This is a genomic window from Exiguobacterium sp. s161, from assembly GCF_018619045.1.
Classification (GTDB): Bacteria; Bacillota; Bacilli; order Exiguobacteriales; family Exiguobacteriaceae; genus Exiguobacterium_A; species Exiguobacterium_A indicum.
The window spans coordinates 170,157-187,260 of the sequence record NZ_JACSNH010000002.1 but is presented as its reverse complement, the minus strand read 5'-3'; the positions used below and the strand labels follow the sequence as shown (position 1 = coordinate 187,260).

18 protein-coding genes are annotated in these 17,104 nt (G+C 48.3%); 16 read left to right on the top strand and 2 right to left on the bottom strand.

The features are described 5' to 3' along the window. Window positions 1-98 precede the first annotated feature (98 nt). The 6 genes from KNQ14_RS08520 to KNQ14_RS08495 all read left to right on the top strand — a co-directional run bounded on the left by KNQ14_RS08520 (window position 99) and on the right by KNQ14_RS08495 (window position 6,905). Entirely contained in the window at window positions 99-455 is a 357-nt protein-coding gene (locus KNQ14_RS08520) for a hypothetical protein (RefSeq protein ID WP_023467859.1), read from the top strand. A 136-nt stretch (window positions 456-591) separates the two neighbouring features. After that, complete coding sequence (locus KNQ14_RS08515; protein WP_214860670.1) at window positions 592-1,713, top strand: exonuclease SbcCD subunit D; 1,122 nt, start codon at window positions 592-594, stop codon at window positions 1,711-1,713. Then, window positions 1,695-4,700, top strand: coding sequence for an AAA family ATPase (locus KNQ14_RS08510; RefSeq protein WP_214860668.1), 3,006 nt, complete (start codon window positions 1,695-1,697; stop codon window positions 4,698-4,700). Before KNQ14_RS08515 ends, KNQ14_RS08510 begins: the two co-directional genes overlap by 19 nt. Before the next feature lie 13 nt (window positions 4,701-4,713). Then, a complete protein-coding gene (locus KNQ14_RS08505; protein ID WP_214860666.1) occupies window positions 4,714-5,505 on the top strand; it encodes an AAC(3) family N-acetyltransferase in 792 nt (263 codons plus the stop codon). Window positions 5,506-5,562: 57 nt separating this feature from the next. Beyond that, on the top strand, window positions 5,563-6,300 hold the full coding sequence (locus KNQ14_RS08500) for a Bax inhibitor-1/YccA family protein (RefSeq protein WP_214860664.1): 738 nt from the start codon (window positions 5,563-5,565) through the stop codon (window positions 6,298-6,300). Between the two features lie 104 nt (window positions 6,301-6,404). After that, window positions 6,405-6,905, top strand: a complete 501-nt coding sequence (locus KNQ14_RS08495) for a class I SAM-dependent methyltransferase (RefSeq protein ID WP_214860662.1) — start codon at window positions 6,405-6,407, stop codon at window positions 6,903-6,905. 91 nt (window positions 6,906-6,996) lie between these two features. Here the strand turns inward: KNQ14_RS08495 and KNQ14_RS08490 are convergent, their stop codons facing one another. Continuing rightward, window positions 6,997-7,302, bottom strand: coding sequence for a hypothetical protein (locus KNQ14_RS08490; RefSeq protein ID WP_214860875.1), 306 nt, complete (start codon window positions 7,300-7,302; stop codon window positions 6,997-6,999). A 130-nt stretch (window positions 7,303-7,432) separates the two neighbouring features. Between KNQ14_RS08490 and KNQ14_RS08485 the strand changes: the two genes are divergently transcribed. The 8 genes from KNQ14_RS08485 to KNQ14_RS08450 all read left to right on the top strand — a co-directional run bounded on the left by KNQ14_RS08485 (window position 7,433) and on the right by KNQ14_RS08450 (window position 14,335). Further along, a complete protein-coding gene (locus KNQ14_RS08485) occupies window positions 7,433-8,167 on the top strand; it encodes a nuclease-related domain-containing protein (protein WP_214860661.1) in 735 nt (244 codons plus the stop codon). 75 nt (window positions 8,168-8,242) lie between these two features. Continuing rightward, window positions 8,243-8,665 (top strand): MarR family winged helix-turn-helix transcriptional regulator, encoded by a 423-nt coding sequence (locus KNQ14_RS08480; RefSeq protein WP_023467873.1) that lies wholly within the window; start codon window positions 8,243-8,245, stop codon window positions 8,663-8,665. Window positions 8,666-8,733: 68 nt separating this feature from the next. Further along, window positions 8,734-9,744, top strand: coding sequence for an ABC-2 transporter permease (locus KNQ14_RS08475; protein ID WP_214860659.1), 1,011 nt, complete (start codon window positions 8,734-8,736; stop codon window positions 9,742-9,744). 182 nt (window positions 9,745-9,926) lie between these two features. Beyond that, window positions 9,927-10,241 (top strand): ArsR/SmtB family transcription factor, encoded by a 315-nt coding sequence (locus KNQ14_RS08470; RefSeq protein WP_371743342.1) that lies wholly within the window; start codon window positions 9,927-9,929, stop codon window positions 10,239-10,241. 125 nt (window positions 10,242-10,366) lie between these two features. Next, complete coding sequence (locus tag KNQ14_RS08465; RefSeq protein ID WP_214860655.1) at window positions 10,367-11,671, top strand: arsenic transporter; 1,305 nt, start codon at window positions 10,367-10,369, stop codon at window positions 11,669-11,671. Window positions 11,672-11,691: 20 nt separating this feature from the next. Further along, on the top strand, window positions 11,692-13,350 hold the full coding sequence (locus KNQ14_RS08460; RefSeq protein WP_214860653.1) for an FAD-dependent oxidoreductase: 1,659 nt from the start codon (window positions 11,692-11,694) through the stop codon (window positions 13,348-13,350). 135 nt (window positions 13,351-13,485) lie between these two features. Further along, entirely contained in the window at window positions 13,486-13,818 is a 333-nt protein-coding gene (locus KNQ14_RS08455) for a PadR family transcriptional regulator (protein WP_214860652.1), read from the top strand. Next, complete coding sequence (locus KNQ14_RS08450) at window positions 13,808-14,335, top strand: DUF2812 domain-containing protein (RefSeq protein WP_214860650.1); 528 nt, start codon at window positions 13,808-13,810, stop codon at window positions 14,333-14,335. The genes KNQ14_RS08455 and KNQ14_RS08450 overlap by 11 nt, the downstream gene beginning before the upstream one ends. A gap of 150 nt (window positions 14,336-14,485) precedes the next feature. Here KNQ14_RS08450 and KNQ14_RS08445 read toward each other — a convergent pair whose 3' ends face one another. Further along, a complete protein-coding gene (locus KNQ14_RS08445; protein WP_214860648.1) occupies window positions 14,486-15,124 on the bottom strand; it encodes an SDR family oxidoreductase in 639 nt (212 codons plus the stop codon). 264 nt (window positions 15,125-15,388) lie between these two features. Here KNQ14_RS08445 and KNQ14_RS08440 point away from each other — a divergent pair, with 264 nt between their 5' ends. Together KNQ14_RS08440 and KNQ14_RS08435 are read left to right on the top strand one after the other, a co-directional pair. Next, window positions 15,389-16,219, top strand: coding sequence for a transporter substrate-binding domain-containing protein (locus KNQ14_RS08440; protein WP_214860646.1), 831 nt, complete (start codon window positions 15,389-15,391; stop codon window positions 16,217-16,219). Further along, complete coding sequence (locus tag KNQ14_RS08435) at window positions 16,212-17,009, top strand: transporter substrate-binding domain-containing protein (protein ID WP_214860644.1); 798 nt, start codon at window positions 16,212-16,214, stop codon at window positions 17,007-17,009. The genes KNQ14_RS08440 and KNQ14_RS08435 overlap by 8 nt, the downstream gene beginning before the upstream one ends. The last annotated feature ends 95 nt before the right edge of the window (window positions 17,010-17,104 follow it).

Below are 17,104 nucleotides of genomic sequence, written 5' to 3'. Positions count from 1 at the left end.
TTTAAAATATATATGTTTTAAATGTTTGAAAAACAGGTAAATAAGACTTCAGACATAAATCGGTCTACAAGTTTTGAACGTGAAGAGGAGTGATTCAGATGAAACAAGAATTCGATCCAATCAAGGATCAAGCACAGACGGAAGACGCCCAAGCAGTTGTTCAGCAAGCCAACTGGAATCCGGATCGGTACCGGACGAACTTGAACCCATTCTATCTGTCACCTTGTAGTGTCGAACGTAGAGAAGACGTGCATCAGGATGCATCGAAAATTCTCGAAGTCGAGACGTCGTCGCCCCTCCAACAACTTTTTGAACACAATCAAGCAACGCATAAATCAGAACAATCGGGCAAAAAATTTAAAACAGGTATCGTCGTAGGCGTCGGCGCGATCATCGGCGGATCAGTTTCTGTGATTCGTTCCGTCCAACGTTTTAGAAAACAACGGACGAAATAAAACGTTCGTTGTTCGAACACAAAAAGCAGGAGGCAATCGCCTTCTGCTTTTTGTGTTCCAAACGGATGTTCGTCGCAGAACGAACGCTTGCATGCTACACTTAAGCTACTATATTCAAAAAGTGAGTGTGATGAAAATGAAATGGATACATACTGCCGATTGGCATCTCGGCAAAATCGTTCACGGCGAGTCGATGCTCGAGAACCAGCGGGCGGTCTTAGCGGATTTTTTGACACTCGTCGACCGGGAGAAACCGGATGCGATCGTCATTGCAGGTGACTTATACGACCGCGCCGTACCACCAACGGAAGCCGTTGAACTGCTTGACGAGACGCTCGCTGCCTTGATCCTTGACCGAGACATTCCGGTCGTTGCGATCAGTGGAAATCACGATTCGGCCGAACGGTTAAGTTTCGGAACGACGTTACTCCAACGGGCCGGTCTGCATCTCGTCGGAAAATTAACGCCGGTCATTACTCCGGTCACGATCAAAGGAGTGTCGTTTTACCCTGTGCCATTTGCCGATCCGGCGACCGTTCGGTACGTGCATCAGGATGAAACGATCAAAACACATGATGACGCGATGCGGACTATCCTTGCCGGATGTATTCCGGATGGACCGAGTGTCCTCGTCGGTCATGCTTTTGTAATCGGTGGACTCGAGACGGATTCGGAGCGGCAATTGTCCGTTGGAACAGCAGGACAGGTCAGTGCGAGCCAATTTGCACCGTTTACGTATGCGGCACTCGGTCATTTACACAATCCGCTTGCGATTCAATCCGAGACGGTTCGCTACAGCGGATCGCTCTTGAAATATTCATTCTCGGAAGCACATCATGTCAAAGGGGTCGATGTGTTGACGTTGAACGAAGTGGGTACGTTCGATCGCCGATTCGAACCACTTGCACCGAAACGTGACTTGCGGGAATTGACTGGAAGTCTCGCGGAGCTGACAGACCCGGCGTTCGTCACGACACAAGACACGGACGATTACTTAAAGATCAACCTAACGGACGGCGAAGCCTTGATGGATCCGATGGGCAAGCTGAAGAAGATCTATCCGAACATCCTGCACCTAGAGCGAATCGGATTCGTCCGCGAGAGTACACGGGCGGTCAAGGCGTCGCGTGAACAAGTCAAGGATGCATCCGTTGCGGACCTGTTCAGTGAGTTTTATGAAGCAGTTCGTGAGAAGAAACCGACGGAAGCGATGCAAGCCGTCCTGAAGGAGGAAGCGACATGCGCCCAGAACGACTGACATTACGCGCCTTTGGACCATTTGCTGGTGAAGAGACGATTGATTTCACGGCACTTGCCGGACGGACGATGTTCGTCATCTCAGGGAATACCGGGGCAGGAAAAACGACGATCTTTGACGCATTGACGTTCGCCCTGTATGGCGAAACGTCAGGCGGCGAACGGGAAATGAGCGAACTGCGAAGTCATTTTGCCGTGCCCGAGCAAAAGACGGAAGTTGAACTGGAGTTTACGCTGAAAGGGGAAAGGTACCGGATCATCCGCCAACCGAGTCAACCGCATCCGGTCAATAAAACCGGCTACTCGCATGAAGCGGAGCTCGCTCGGTTCGACGGAACGACGTGGAAACCGCTCGCGGTCAAGATTCCGGAAATCAAGCAACGGGTTCAAGAGCTGATTCAGCTCGACCATAAACAGTTTTCGCAAATTCTCCTGTTGCCGCAAAATAAGTTCCGCGAACTGTTGATGGCAGAGTCAAAAGACAAACTCCAGATTCTCAAACAGCTGTTTAAGACGGAACACTATGGTGAGTTCCAGCAACGTTTGCACCGACAAGCGCTCGATCTTGCGGCACGCATCAAGGAAACGAAGACGAAGCAATGGGCCAAGCTTGAGGAACTACCTGTGCAAGCGAACTGGAGTGAACTGACGGAAGGCGACATCCGGTTACGGATGGAGGCATTGACGACAGAACGGGACGAATGGTTAACGGCTGCTCGTCAAGCTGAAATAGAGACCCGTGCGATCGTCGAGAAGAAAACGACACAATTGCAACAAGGCGAGCAACTCGAAGCGGTTTTCCAAGAGCAGGAGCGACTTCAACAGACGGAACAGTTGCTAGTGGATCGCTTACCGGAAATCAAACAGATGCAAGAAGAAGCAATGGCGGCTGAGCGCGCTCAAATCATCGGACCGATCTATGACCAGTGGCAGCAGGATCAAGAACAATTGACGCAACTCACGCGTCGAAAACAGGAAACCGAGCAGCACATCGCTCGCTTGAAAGAGCAACAAGATGTCGTGCAAGCAAAAGTGGATCGATTGCTAGCGGAGGAACCACAGATCGAGCAACTCAGTCGTCGCCTCGAAAAGATTCAAGAAGAACGCGAACGGTTGGAAGCAGAAACGGCTTTACGACAACAACAGCAACAACTAATCGAACGTTCGAAGCTTCTGGACCCAGAGCCATTACGGAAGCAACTCGAACAAGCACGGAAGGAGCGTAAGACTGTTCAAGAACAACTGCATCCATTGCAAAACATCGGAGCAGAGCGCTTAAAGGTGCAAGAACGGCGCTTCATCCTGCAACAGCTGGCGACGAAGATGACGGAACATGACAAATTGGAAGCAGAACGGCAACAGCTGATTGTCCGCGGCAAAAGCGTTCGGGATCAAAAAGAGGCAGCAGCGCGCCAATACGAAGAAGCGCGCAGATACGAACGGGAACAACTGGCTGCTGAACTTGCCAAAGGATTGACAGACGGGACGGCTTGCCCAGTCTGCGGCAGTACGTCGCATCCACAGCATGCTGTCGCCGTCGTAAAGGAACTATCCGTCGATGTAGCGCAACAGCGGTTCCTAGAAGCCCAACAAGCGCATCAAGAGTTACAAGCCTCGTACCGAACGGTTGCCGAACGTCTCGGACAACTGACGACCGAGATTCAAAAGACGAGTGAAAACGAGTCATCTCATGCAGATGTTTCTGCACAGCTTAGGGAAGTCGAACAGACGGAAGCCCGATTAGCGTCAGCACAGACGGAAAAAGCGCGTCTTGAGACTCGCCTGCAACAACTCGAGCAATCCATGGATCAGCTACAACTGAAAATCGATGCAATGATCAAAGACCGGACCGTTATCGAATCGGAATTGGCACACTTGTCTGGTCGCCTAAGTCAATCAGGAGCGTCAGAGAAATCGCTATCAGCACTCCGTGAGGAACAACAACAGGCAGAAATACGTATCGAGCAGTTCAAACAAGACAAACAACGCCAGCTACGCGAGAAGGAACAGCTCGATCGTGACTTCGCGGAACACCAAGGTCGATTCCGTCAATTGACTGAGGCATCTGCTGAACAAAGCGACCGATTAACGAACCGCGAAAACGAATTGCAAGCTGTCTTGGCAGATGAAGCCTTTATGACGATTGAAGCCTTCCGCGAAGCGAGACGGTCTCGTGAAGAACTACGTCACCTCCAAGAACGTTTGGAACAAGATCGCCTCGAACGGCAGGAATTGAAGCTGAAACAGGAACAAGCCCGTTTGAAGACTGAAGGTCAAGTGCGTCCGGATCTTGAACAGTTGCGGATGGATGTGAAGACGTCGTCGGTCGAACTGACGGAGCAGACCGACCGACGTGTCGGGCTTGAGAAGGAACGCGCACACATCGATCAATTGATCGCGGCTTGGGAGAACTTGCAACGCCAGATTGAAGGCGAGGATGCGAGATACGGGGTCATCGGCGAACTCGCTCGCGTTGGTGTCGGGGAGAATGCGCAACGGATGACGTTCGAGACGTATGTCCAGACGGCATACTTCGATGAAATATTGTTCGCCGCAAACCGGCATCTGCACGAGATGACCTCTGGTCGTTTCCAGCTCGAACGGAAAACGGAGGCGGGAAAAGGACTCAAGAAGTATGGACTAGATTTAAATGTCTTTGACGCGTACACGTCGCAAACTCGTCACGTCAAGACGTTATCCGGTGGAGAGAGTTTCAAAGCATCCCTTGCGCTTGCGCTCGGACTGTCGGAAGTCGTGCAAGAAGCCAGCGGTGGGGTATCACTTGAGACGATGTTCATCGATGAAGGATTCGGAACACTTGACCCGGAATCACTCGAACAAGCGATCGAGACGTTGCTCTCGATTCAAGCGAGCGGTCGCATGGTCGGAATCATCAGTCACGTCCAGGAACTGAAGTCACGAGTTGACGCAAAAATCGAGGTCAAACAAGGAAAAACGGGGTCGACGATTGCACTAGTCGTCGAGTAAGGAGATAAGATCGATGGAAACACGAAACATGGTCACGAAATCACAAATCAAAGAGGCGTTACGCGAATTAGGTGTGACGCCCGGCATGAAATTGTTCGTCCATACGTCACTTAAACAAATCGGCTGGATTCCCGGCGGCGTACAAGCGTTGATCGAGGCCTTACAGGAAGTCGTCACGACAGAAGGCTTGATTATGATGCCGGCGCAAAGTACCGATAATTCGGATCCGAAGAACTGGAGCCAACCGGCTGTGCCTGAAGAATGGTGGGAAACGATTCGTCGGGAGATGCCGGCATATGATCCGGCAAAAACGGTCACGCGCGGCATCGGTCGTGTTCCGGAAGTTTTCCGGACATATCCCGGCGTCGTTCGAAGCAATCATCCGATGTGGTCCGTGACTGCTTGGGGGAAAGATGCGACGACGTTCGTTGCTGATCATACATTAGAAAATGGCTTCGGTCCCGGTTCACCGATCGAACGCTTCATCGAGGCGGACGGTCAAATTCTGCATATTGGTTCTCCTTGGGATACGACGACCGTCTGGCATTATGCGGAATACGGGTTAAATCGTCCGGACGTCGAGGATGGTTGTAAAGTCAAAGAAGGATCGACGGAACGATTCATTCATTACCGACATCGCCAAATCGATAGTGATGCGTTCGGTCCGATCGGTGAAGGGTTAGAAAGTGCCGATTTCGTCACGTCCGGTCTGATCGGACAAGCGAAATCTTACCGCATCGATGCCAAAGCCTCGATCCCAGTCGTCATGTTGCAATTAAAAGCGCTTGATCAATGGTTATTTTGAAACTTTTTCGGGAAACCTTCGTAGTAGAAAACAGAATCACAAAAAGGAGTGAAAGCAATGGCTTCACGTTTTAAAGTAAACCCGGCATTGCGTCGCGGATTCGATACGGCACGTGTCGGAGAACGACCAATGACAAAAAGCGGGACGATGAGCAAGATTTTCTTGATGCTCGCTCTCGTCACAGCAGCAGCAGGGGGCAGTTGGTTCTTCCTCGCAGAAAACCAAGGATTTTTGTTTCCAGCCTTAATCGGTGGACTGGTCATCGGTCTAATCCTTGCTTTGATCATCACGTTCAAACCAGCAACAGCTCCGGTCCTCTCTCCGGTTTATGCAATCGTTGAAGGTGTGGCAGTAGGAGCGTTATCGTTGATGTTCGAAAGTATGTACCCAGGAATCGTCGGGAAGGCAGTCGTTGCGACATTCGTCGTTGCGTTTGCGATGTGGTTCGTCTACTCGACCGGGATGATTAAAGTGACGCAACGTTTCCGTTCTGCGGTCACAGCAGCGATTCTCTCGATTTTCGTCTTGTATGCGGTCAACTTGATTCTAGCGTTATTCAGTGTCGACCTCCCATTCATGACAGGTAGCTCACCGGTTGCGATCGGCGTTCAGTTCGTCATCGTCATCGTGGCATCCTTGTCACTCGTAATGGACTTCGATTTCATCTCGCAACAAGTTCGCGCTGGTGCTCCGAAGTCGATGGAGTGGGTCGCGGCATTCGGATTGATCGTGACGATCATCTGGCTCTATATCGAATTACTTGATCTCTTGTATCGCCTCGCGGCGCGGGATTAACAGCAATAGACGACGGAGAATCCGTCGTCTATTTTTTTATCGAAAGCAGGGATGGTCGCGGAAAACAAGAAATGCTAAAACGTAACTGAAAGGAGAGAAGATACATGAAAGAATGTATCGTCATTGGAGTAGGACCGTATCACAACAATCCCGGTTGGTATCATTCACAAGAAGATGAGTTGAATTTGCTCAATCGTTCCGATTGGGAACGATTGTGTTCGAACGACACGTTGCAAGCGATTCTTGCGGAACATGTCTGGGAGCATTTGACATTCGAAGAAGGGATTGACGCGGCACGTCATTGTTATGCATACCTTGCACCAGGAGGATACGTTCGTTGTGCAGTGCCGGACGGTTATTTTCGGGATGAGGCATACCAAGCAATCGTCCAAGTCGGTGGTCCTGGTCCAGTTGACCATCCGGCAGCGAGTCACAAAATCGTCTATACGTACGAAACGTTACGGAACGTATTCGAAGAAGCTGGGTTTCAGGTACGTTTTCTCGAATATTTTGATGAGAATGGGGTGTTCCATCAAGCGGATTGGGACGGCGCAGACGGTATCATTTTCCGTTCGAAACGATATGATCCCCGTAATGCAGAATAGATAAGATTTCCTTCGTTGATACTTGATGCATATAAATGAATACATAGTTGAAAAAGACCATCTGAACTTCGCTGTCAGATGGTCTTTTTGATCATAGTCCGTGCTCATTTTTTAGTTGATCGACGTATTGTTTTGCTTCGAGCAAAGACGATCCGAGCGTCTCTCGAACGCGTTTGACAGCTTCAACCGTCTTTCCTTCATGAAGCAACTGAACCAGTTCGACTTGTAACGCTGCTTCTTCTAGTGACACCTCATTCAGACCGAGGTGCTCTTCGATCCGTTGTAACTTCTTCAGAATCGTTTGTTGGCGGCGTTTCGCTTCGTCTGCTTTTTGTGATAAGGACATCCAGATGAAGAATAAGACGATTAGTGGTGCGAACGTGACGACAGAATCCATGGAGAACACCTTCCTTTGTTTCACCGTACCATAGGATAGTCACTATAACAAATAGTGGAAAATGGTGCAGAAATTGATTATGCTGATATAGTGGAAAATAAAGGGTTAATATGGAAAGGAGATGAATCTAGTGGATAATGTGTTAGTGACATTTTTACCGCTCTTGATTCAAATCGGACTGATCATGGTACTGTTCTTCTTCGGAACGTTTGGTCTGTTTTTCTTCGTAAAACGCAGTTCGTATCAAAGTAGTCGTTATTATCGTTTAACGCGCGAACCGTTTTTACGAATCGTTCGTGATAAAGGGAAATGGGGCGAATACTTGACGACACGTCAACTCGATCAAGTTTCCGGATACGGCACTTATGTTTTTAATACATACTTACCACGTGCGCGTGGAGAAGGAACGACGGAGATCGATGTGACGTTCATTCATGAAAGTGGCATCTATGTACTCGAATCGAAAAACTACAGCGGGTGGATTTTCGGACGCGAGCAGGACCGTCAGTGGACGCAGCAGTTCCAGAATCGCTTCAAACAACGGTTTTATAATCCGATCAAACAAAATGAAGGACATCTTAAAAGCATGCAACGCTTCTTAGAAGAAACGGATCCCGCGCTCTTTCATTCCTTGATCGTCTTCAGCGAACGCTGTGAACTGAAAAAGATCACCGTCGATTCAGCTCATGTCCATGTCTTGAAACGAAATGTCCTTCGCAAGACGATCGAGCAACTCGCGACAGAAAAGGCGTTGACACCGAGTCAAGTCGATACGATCGCGGGAAAACTCGGGGTTCATTCACAAGTCGATCGTGCCACGCAACAAGCGCATATCGATGGGATTCGTCAACGCCAGGCAAAATGAGACCGTTGACGGACTTGTTCTTCTTCAGGTATAGTGAATAAATAATAAGTAGTGCAACTATATGGAGATGATGGGATGAAAGAATCGGAATGGTCGCTTGGCATGCAATTATCCCGTAGTTATTATGCGTTCAAACGTGCTGCTGCTAAACGGATGGAAGCGTTCGGACTGACACCAGAGCAGTTTTCTGTCCTGAGCGAACTCGCTAAACAAGATGGTGTTTCGCAAAAGCAACTGGCACTCGTGACAGAACGTGATCAAACGACGATTGGTAAGATTCTCGATAAGCTCGGTAAAAAAGAATTGATTGTTCGAACGCCGGATCCCCGGGATCGACGAGCGGTTCTGCTCTTGATGACACGAGAAGGACGCGATATCGTCGATCGCCTCGGACCAGAGCTCGATCAGCTACAACTCGAAGCGTTCCGTGGACTCTCGCGAGAGCAAATCGAGCAATTAAAGGAAACACTTGAGACCATTCACCGGAATGTGACGTGAATGGTTTTCCTTCGGACATATAGTTGCACGTGATATTATAAGTAATGCATATAAAAGGAGATCGTAATATGAAAGCATGGAAAGATGTCTGGTCAATGACACAAACGAAAGTGGGACTCGTCTTCGCGATTGTCGTCCCGCTCTTGTTCCTCGTCGTCTGGATGACTGGTTACGAAGGAACGACGGAACGACTCGATCAATTGAACGTCGGTGTCGTTGGCGAAGTGAACGACCCGTTCGTCACATCACTAAAAGAAGCACCGTTCACGGTCCAAGCAGTTCCGAACGAAGCGAAAGGGTTGGAAGCACTCGATGCCAATGAAGTCGATCTCGTTCTACAAAAGGATGATACAACGCGTCAACTGACGGCACACGTCAGCCAGACGAATGCCGAATTCGCGAATGCGATTCTCGAGCGGGCAACGGAAACGATCGGCAAACAGTTGAATGGTGAGCCAACGTTCACGACGTCGGTCGTCACGGAGCATGCCGTCTCAGATTTTGCCTTGTCGATGCTGCCACTCGTCCTCGGGTTCGTCATCTATATCGCGACGATGACGATGGGAATTCAATTCAATCTCGTCAGCACGATCTTAAGTAAGCGTCATTCGATCTGGTCCCTATTTTGGAGTCGCCAACTATTACACGGGATCGTTCTTCTGGTTGTTCCATTGCTACTCGTTTCCGTGGCGCATGTATTAACGGATATTACGACACCATTCATCAAACTATGGGCGTTTGAACTCCTTGTCGTCGCGACCTGTATCGCCGTCACGCAGATGAACTTTGCGATATTTGGACCGATTGCTCCACTCGTCAATGTTGCGTTGATTCCGTTCCAGTTGATGACTGCCGGAAACATCGTGCCGGCGAAGATGCTGGCACCGTTTTATCAATCCCTCGGAACGTTCTTACCTGTTCCGAATGCCGTGGCTGGATTCAGTCGATTGTTATTCATGAATGGATCCATCGGTACGCAAGTGTTGCATTTATCCCTGCTTTGTTTCGGTAGTTTTATCATAACGTGCTTAGTGCTGAGTTGGAGGGAGCAACGACAAGCACGACGTGTTGTTGCATGAAGAATATAAGAAGAATCGTCATCGAATGGGATGGCGATTTTTTTATTTGAGATAGATTTATGAAAAAATCATTGCATAACAAAAAGGTTATATAATAATATGGTTATGTGAAAAGCGAAAAAGATAACTTCGCTCCTGTATCAGGCATGGATTATACGTTTAAGAGAAAGGAGGACTCTCCAGTGATCGAGACAGCAAAACGGGTAGAAGAGATGAGTCAGTTCTTAAAGCTACTGAGCGATGGAACACGTCTTGAAATTTTGCGAAGACTACACGTTCGGGAACATTGTGTCTGTGATTTCGTCGAAATGTTTGATATTTCGCAACCTGCAGTCAGTCGTCATCTAAAATTATTGCGTCAGTCCCATCTCATCTTGGAACGACGTGAACGACAATGGATTTATTTTCGAATCAATCCAGATCACCCGCAATACAAGTTGTTATTGACGATTTTAGCAGAAATGGACACGCCGAACATCCCGGATAGAAGTTGCTAACACCATGGATGAAATGGATTAGCCCGAGTAAGGCAGGGGAATTAAAATGATATTCCATTCTGAATGACACGTTCAAGGATGACGAATCGTTAACAAAACCACTTGAAATTTAATACAGAAATGAAGTGAACGCATTGACCGGTACACATTTACTAGCGATCGGAATTTTTCTGATCACCTTATTCTTAATCATCAAACAACCGAAAGGACTCGGCATCGGTTACTCCGCGATGGGAATGGCGCTCGTTGCGCTATTGACGGGAGTCGTCAACCTCGATGATGTCTCGACGGTCTGGGGCATCATCTGGAATGCGACCTTTACGTTCATCGCCCTGATCATCATCTCATTGATTCTTGATGAGATTGGGTTCTTCGAATGGGCGGCACTCCACATGGCACGCATCGCACAAGGTGGTGGTGTCAAACTATTCGTGTACATGACATTGCTCGGTGCTGTCGTTGCGGCTTTATTTGCGAACGATGGGGCAGCCTTGATTCTGACACCGATCGTCCTCGCGATGGTTCGTCACTTGAAACTTCCGGATTATGTCGTTCTAGCTTACGTCTTCGCTTCCGGATTCATTGCCGATACAGCCAGTTTACCGTTCGTCGTCTCGAACCTCGTCAACATCGTCTCAGCAGACTTCTTTAACATCGGGTTTACGGAGTATGCGTCACGAATGGTATTCGTCAATCTCTTTTCTGTCGTAGGCAGTCTGATCGTCTTGTATCTCTATTTCCGAAAAAGTATTCCGAAGAATTATGATGTCGCGCAACTCGTCGCACCCGCGACAGCGATCAAGGATCAACGGATGTTCAAGTTATCTTGGTTCGTGCTCCTCTTGCTTGTCGTCGGATACTTCACGAGTGACGTCATCGGCATTCCCGTCAGTCTTGTCGCTGGAATCATCGCCTTGTTCTTCTTATTGATGGCACGCCGTTCACCGAGCGTACCGACGAAAAAGGTCATCGGTGGTGCACCGTGGGCGATCGTCTTCTTCTCTCTTGGCATGTACATCGTCGTCTACGGACTGCAAAATGCCGGATTGACGCAAGTGCTCGCTGACATCATTGATGGCTTTGCGACGAATTTAGCAGCTGCAACATTTGGTATGGGCTTTTTGGCTGCTATCTTGTCGTCGATCATGAATAACATGCCGACCGTCATGATCGATGCCCTTGCGATCGACTTGAGCCAGGCAACTGGAACGATTCGAGAAGCGCTCATCTATGCGAACGTCATCGGATCTGATCTTGGACCGAAGATCACGCCAATCGGTAGTCTAGCGACATTACTTTGGTTACACGTGCTTCGGACGAAAGGCGTGAAGATTGGTTGGGGGCAATACGTTAAGATTGGAACGATTCTGACGATCCCGACACTTGCCATCACATTACTTGGCTTGTATATCAGCTTGGTACTTTATTGAGTTTTAAGGAGGAACGAAAGATGAAATTGATGATTATTGGTTCAGTGGCCGCGGGAACATCCGTAGGAGCAAAAGCACGTCGTAACAGTGAAGAGTTGCAAATCACGATTTATGATCGGGATCAGGACATTTCGTATTCAGGTTGTGGGATTCCCTACTTCGTCGGTGGGGAGATCGCTGACATCGATGAATTGACACCACGCGATGCTGCTTTCTTTAAAAAACGGTATAACATCGATATTCACACACAACACGAAGTCGAGTCGATTGATCATGCTACAAAAACAGCTACCATTGTCAATCTCCTGACAGGGGATCGATTCACGGACACGTATGATACGTTAGTGTTGGCAACCGGTGCTTCTAGTATCGTTCCACCGCTTCCAGGCGTTGAGCATGAGAATGTCTTTACGGTTCGAAATGTCCGCAATGCCGACGCGATCCGGTCCTACATTGATGCCCATGATCCGAAGACGGCAACGATCGTTGGCGGAGGATTCATCGGACTCGAGATGGCAGAGCAATTGACGTATCGGGGCATTCAAGTCACGCTCGTCGAACGTTTGCCGCAAGTCATGCCGCCACTTGATCGCGATATGGCAGAACGTGTAGCGGATCATTTGAAAGATAAAGGAGTATCCCTTTTGCTTGGCGAATCCGTGACAGCATTCAACGGAGAAGCACGTGTTTCTGAGGTCGCCCTTGAGAGCGGAAAAACGATCGAGACCGATCTCGTCATTTTATCGGTTGGCGTCAAGCCGAACACGGGTCTTGCGAAGCAGATCGGTGTAGAGCTTGGTAAAACAGGGGCGATTGCAGTCAACCGTCACATGCAGACGAATGTAGCTGATGTCTACGCAGTCGGTGACGTCGCGGAGAGTTTCTCCGTCATCACGGGTGAAGCACTTTATCGTCCGCTTGGGTCAACAGCGAACAAGATGGGACGGATTGCTGGCATGGTCATTACCGGAGAAGAAGCGGAGCACCGTGGGATCTTAGGGACGGGTATCTTCAAGGCATTCGATTTGACGGTCGCTCAAACAGGTTTGACGGAAAAAGAAGCGCGTGAGTCAGGCTATGACATCGAAGTCTTGCATAACATCAAACCAGATCGTCCGGAATACATGGGCGGGAAAGAGATGACGATCAAAGCGATTGCTGATCGGGCAACAGGACGAGTTCTCGGAGCCCAGATCGTAGGTCCGCAAGGTGTCGATAAACGGATTGATGTCCTAGCGACGGCAATCACCTTTAAGGCGAAGGCAGAGGATTTATTCCATCTCGATTTAGCCTACGCACCACCGTTTGCGACGACGAAGGATCCCGTTCTCTATACGGGAATGGCACTCGATAATGCCATCAAAAAAACAGCGCGTTTGATGACGCCGAATGAATTGATCGACCAAGTTGCGGGTGGGAAGTCGTTCCAAATCATCGATACACGCTCGAAAGCCCAATTCGAAAAAAATCATGTTGATGGAGCGATCCATATCCCGCTCGGTGAATTACGGACACGCGCGAAGGAATTGGATCCGACGTTACCAACGATCGTCTACTGCAACAAAGGGGTAACCGGAAATGCTGCGCAAAACGTCTTGAAAAATCTTGGATTTACGGATGTATGCAACTTATCAGGTGGCAATAAGAACTATCAACATATCAAAAAATGTTTGTCATAATGTTGTTCCATGTAGCGTGATGATCCTATTCATTTAGGAATCATCACGTTTTTTTGTTGTCAAATCGTTAAAAATAGGATATTTTTAGTATATCGGGAGACGATATAACGGAAGACGGAATAAGGAAGTGGGAAAATGGCAAGAACAGTCCATGAGACAGCATTAACAGAAGCCGTCTATTATATTTTACTTTCACTTCAACAACCCCGTCATGGTTATGGCATCATGCAATTCGTCCAGGAGTTGAGCAACAACCGGGTCAAGTTAGCTGCCGGTACGTTGTACGGCGCACTCAGCAGTCTGGTCGATAAAGGGTGGATTGAAGCGATCGAGCAAGAAGCAGGGCGAAAGAAAGAATACATCATGACGAATCAGGGGCGGGAGAGATTACAGGTAGAACTAGATCGATTAAAAGAACTCGTGCGACATGGACAAGAAACGATGGGAGTGGATCAAGGTGAGCAGTAAAACGGTCTATCGCTTTTACGCTGATTATGCGAAAGAAGAAGTGTGGTTAAACGAGATGGCTAACAACGGCTGGTACTTACAGCAGTTTCGACTCGGACGTTATGTATTCATCAAAGGTGAACCTGGTATGTACACGTATCGAATTGAGTTATTAGAAAACATGCCAAAGCATCCGAAGTCGCAGGATTACTTTGCGTTTTTGGAAGAGATGGGCATCGAAGTCGTGGATACATCGTTCCGCTGGGTCTTCTTAAGAAAACGGACATCGGATGAACCATTTCATTTGTACTCGGACTTTGATTCACAAATCCATCACGAACATCGGATTTTGCAACTCTACAAAGTCGTTTTTTTGGTTAATATCATTGCAGTGCTCATTAATTTGTTTAATCCGATTACCGACACGATGATCTGGTTCAATCTCGCGATCGTGACGGGTCTCTCATTCGTAATGCAACGCCACGAACGTAAAATTCAAACGTTACGTGGATTGCGTGCCATCGCGGAGCAGGATTAAACATCGGAATCCGAGCTAGCGAGGAAACTACTAGTTTTTTTCATTACCGATGATTGTTGAAACGATGTGGACGACGTATCTGCAACTTCACCAATGGGTGATTTCATCAAAAAAGCTCACGACTCGAAAATGGAGACGTGAGCTTTTGTATTAGAATAACTCGTTGATTGGTGTGTCACCTTCGAGCAGTGTGACGACTTGCTTCGACGCCTTGTCGTGACCGATTGCAGCTAGAATGACGCGTGCGACATCTTCACGTGGAATTTTTTTAGTTGCTTGCTCGGACGGATCCGTCGTGACGTTTCCTGTGCCAGCTTCATCGGATAGTCCGCCTGGGCGAAGAATCGTGTAGTTAAGTGACGATTCCTTCAGGACACGATCCGCGTAGCGCTTTGCAATGTAATACGGCTTCATGCTGTCAGACCATGTTTCCGGCGAATCGGCATTCAAGGCACTGACCATGATGAACTGTTTTGCATGGATTGCTTCCGCTGCTTCAATCGCTTTGACAGCACCGTCGAAATCGATCAGCATCGTCTTGTCCGCTCCTGTGTGACCGCCGGATCCTGCCGTAAAGATGACGACATCTGATCCTTGTAATGCATCAGTGATCGTCGCGACGTTCGCTTCCAGATCGAGATGGACCGGGGTATGACCTAATTTCTCAAAATCACTGAACTGGTCCTTGGAACGTAATCCTACTTTGACATCGTGCTCCGAATCCTGCAGTAAGCGAGCAGCGTGACGACCTACTTTACCATTTGCACCAATGATGAAAATCTGACTCATGTTCCATTCCTCCATTTCACGATTTGATGATTCTGTTTCAGTATGGAAAAGACGAAGGGATTCTGTAAAGAGAGACGACTTGTAGAACTGTAACCGTCATCAAAATATCTTTTTAATGCTTTTATGCATAAAATCATCAAATTATCTTGAAATCACGTGTAAGTGTGGTAGGATATTGACTATTACCCACACCGAAAATCATTTGGGTTAAATTGTAGCAATATTCGGTGAATGGGCAACGACGAAACAGAAAGGAGAGATACGATGAGAAAGAAACCATGGCTACTGGCAGGACTTGTTTTGACAGGCGTTGCCTCTTGGACGATTTGGAATCAACAGACGGATGCCAAAGCACATGACATCTTCGAAGACCACAAGCTGGTCGTCGGGACGACGGGGGATTATAAGCCCTTTACATACTGGAACGAGGAACGGAATCGTTATCAAGGCTTTGATATCGATGTCATCCAAGCGTTTGCCAAAGCAGCAAATCTTGATGTGACGTTCGTCAGGACGACATGGCCGACATTATCGGAGGATACGAAATCAGGCAAGTTTGATATCGCTGTCGGTGGCATCACGAAGAAAGTCGAGCGCGAGGTCGTCGGAGACTTTACATCGTCGTATTTCTCCTTTCAAAAAGCACCGCTTGTAAAGAAGAAAGATGTCGAACGCTTGAATTCGCTCGCTGCAATCAATGATCCAGCAGTCAAAATCGGTGTCAATCCGGGTGGCACGAACGAAGCGTTCGTGAAGAAGCATTTTTCGAAGGCAGATGTGACCGTCTTTGAGAACAACTTGGACATTCCAAAAGCCGTCCAAAGTGGACAAGTCGATGTCATGGTGACGGACGACATCGAGGCGTTGCATTACGCGACAGAACTCGATCTTGCGGTGCCGAAACTGACAGAGGCGTGGGAACCAGCCGAGATGGCGTATTTGATGAAACCGGATCAAAAACAGCTTGGAGATGTCTTCCGGGTCTGGATTGAAAGTGCAGAGGGGCAAGAACAAGTTCAAAAATTGAAGAAAAAATGGAACATCGTCTCGACACGTGAGACGGTCGGAGCGAAAGGAGCGGGAGCACATGAGTAAATGGGGATGGATCGTCGTCGGAGGTGGCGTCTTATTTGCGAGCTTACTGACGCTATGGCAAACGGAGCAACCACAACGTGTACAAGCGAAGAACGTCTTTGCGACGAAAAAAATCGTCGTCGGAACGACCGGGGACTACAAACCATTCACCTACTTGAATCAAAAGACGAACGAGTACGAAGGATTCGATATCGAAGTGATCCGTTCTTTCGCGAAGACGACCGGCATCGACGTCGAATTCGTCCCGACGACATGGCCCACGCTGTCTGCTGATCTTGCTAGCGGGAAATTCGATATGGTCGTCGGGGGTGTGACGAAAAACATCGAGCGCGAGATCATCGGCGACTTCACGTCGAGTTATCTGTCATTCCAAAAGACACCGCTCGTCCGTAAAGAAGATGCTAAACGGCTTGCTTCGATCGAACAAATCAATCGTCCAGACGTGACGATTGGTCTAAATCCAGGGGGAACGAATGAACAGTTCGTCCGTAAAACGTTCACGAAGGCGAACATCGTCATGTATGAACAAAATCTCGAAATCCCGCATGCAGTCGCATCGGGCGAAGTCGATGTCATGATCACCGATACGGTCGAGGCGATTCATTATGAAGCGCTCGACAAACGACTTGCGGCACCAAGAATTCAAGAAAAATGGATTCCGGCGGAGAAGAGTTACCTCGTCCGAGAGTCGGAAGGGGACGTCGTTGATGTCTTCAATCTGTGGATGCAATCGCACGAAGGTCAAGAAGAGATGGAGCAATTAAAAGAGAAATGGCAAGTAGCGTCATAAGTGAATCGTGTCTCCTGACAGCAGGAGGCACGATTTTTTAGTAACAGGAATCTAATGGGAAAGGGCGAACAAGTATGTAGAAGTAAATTAGGAGG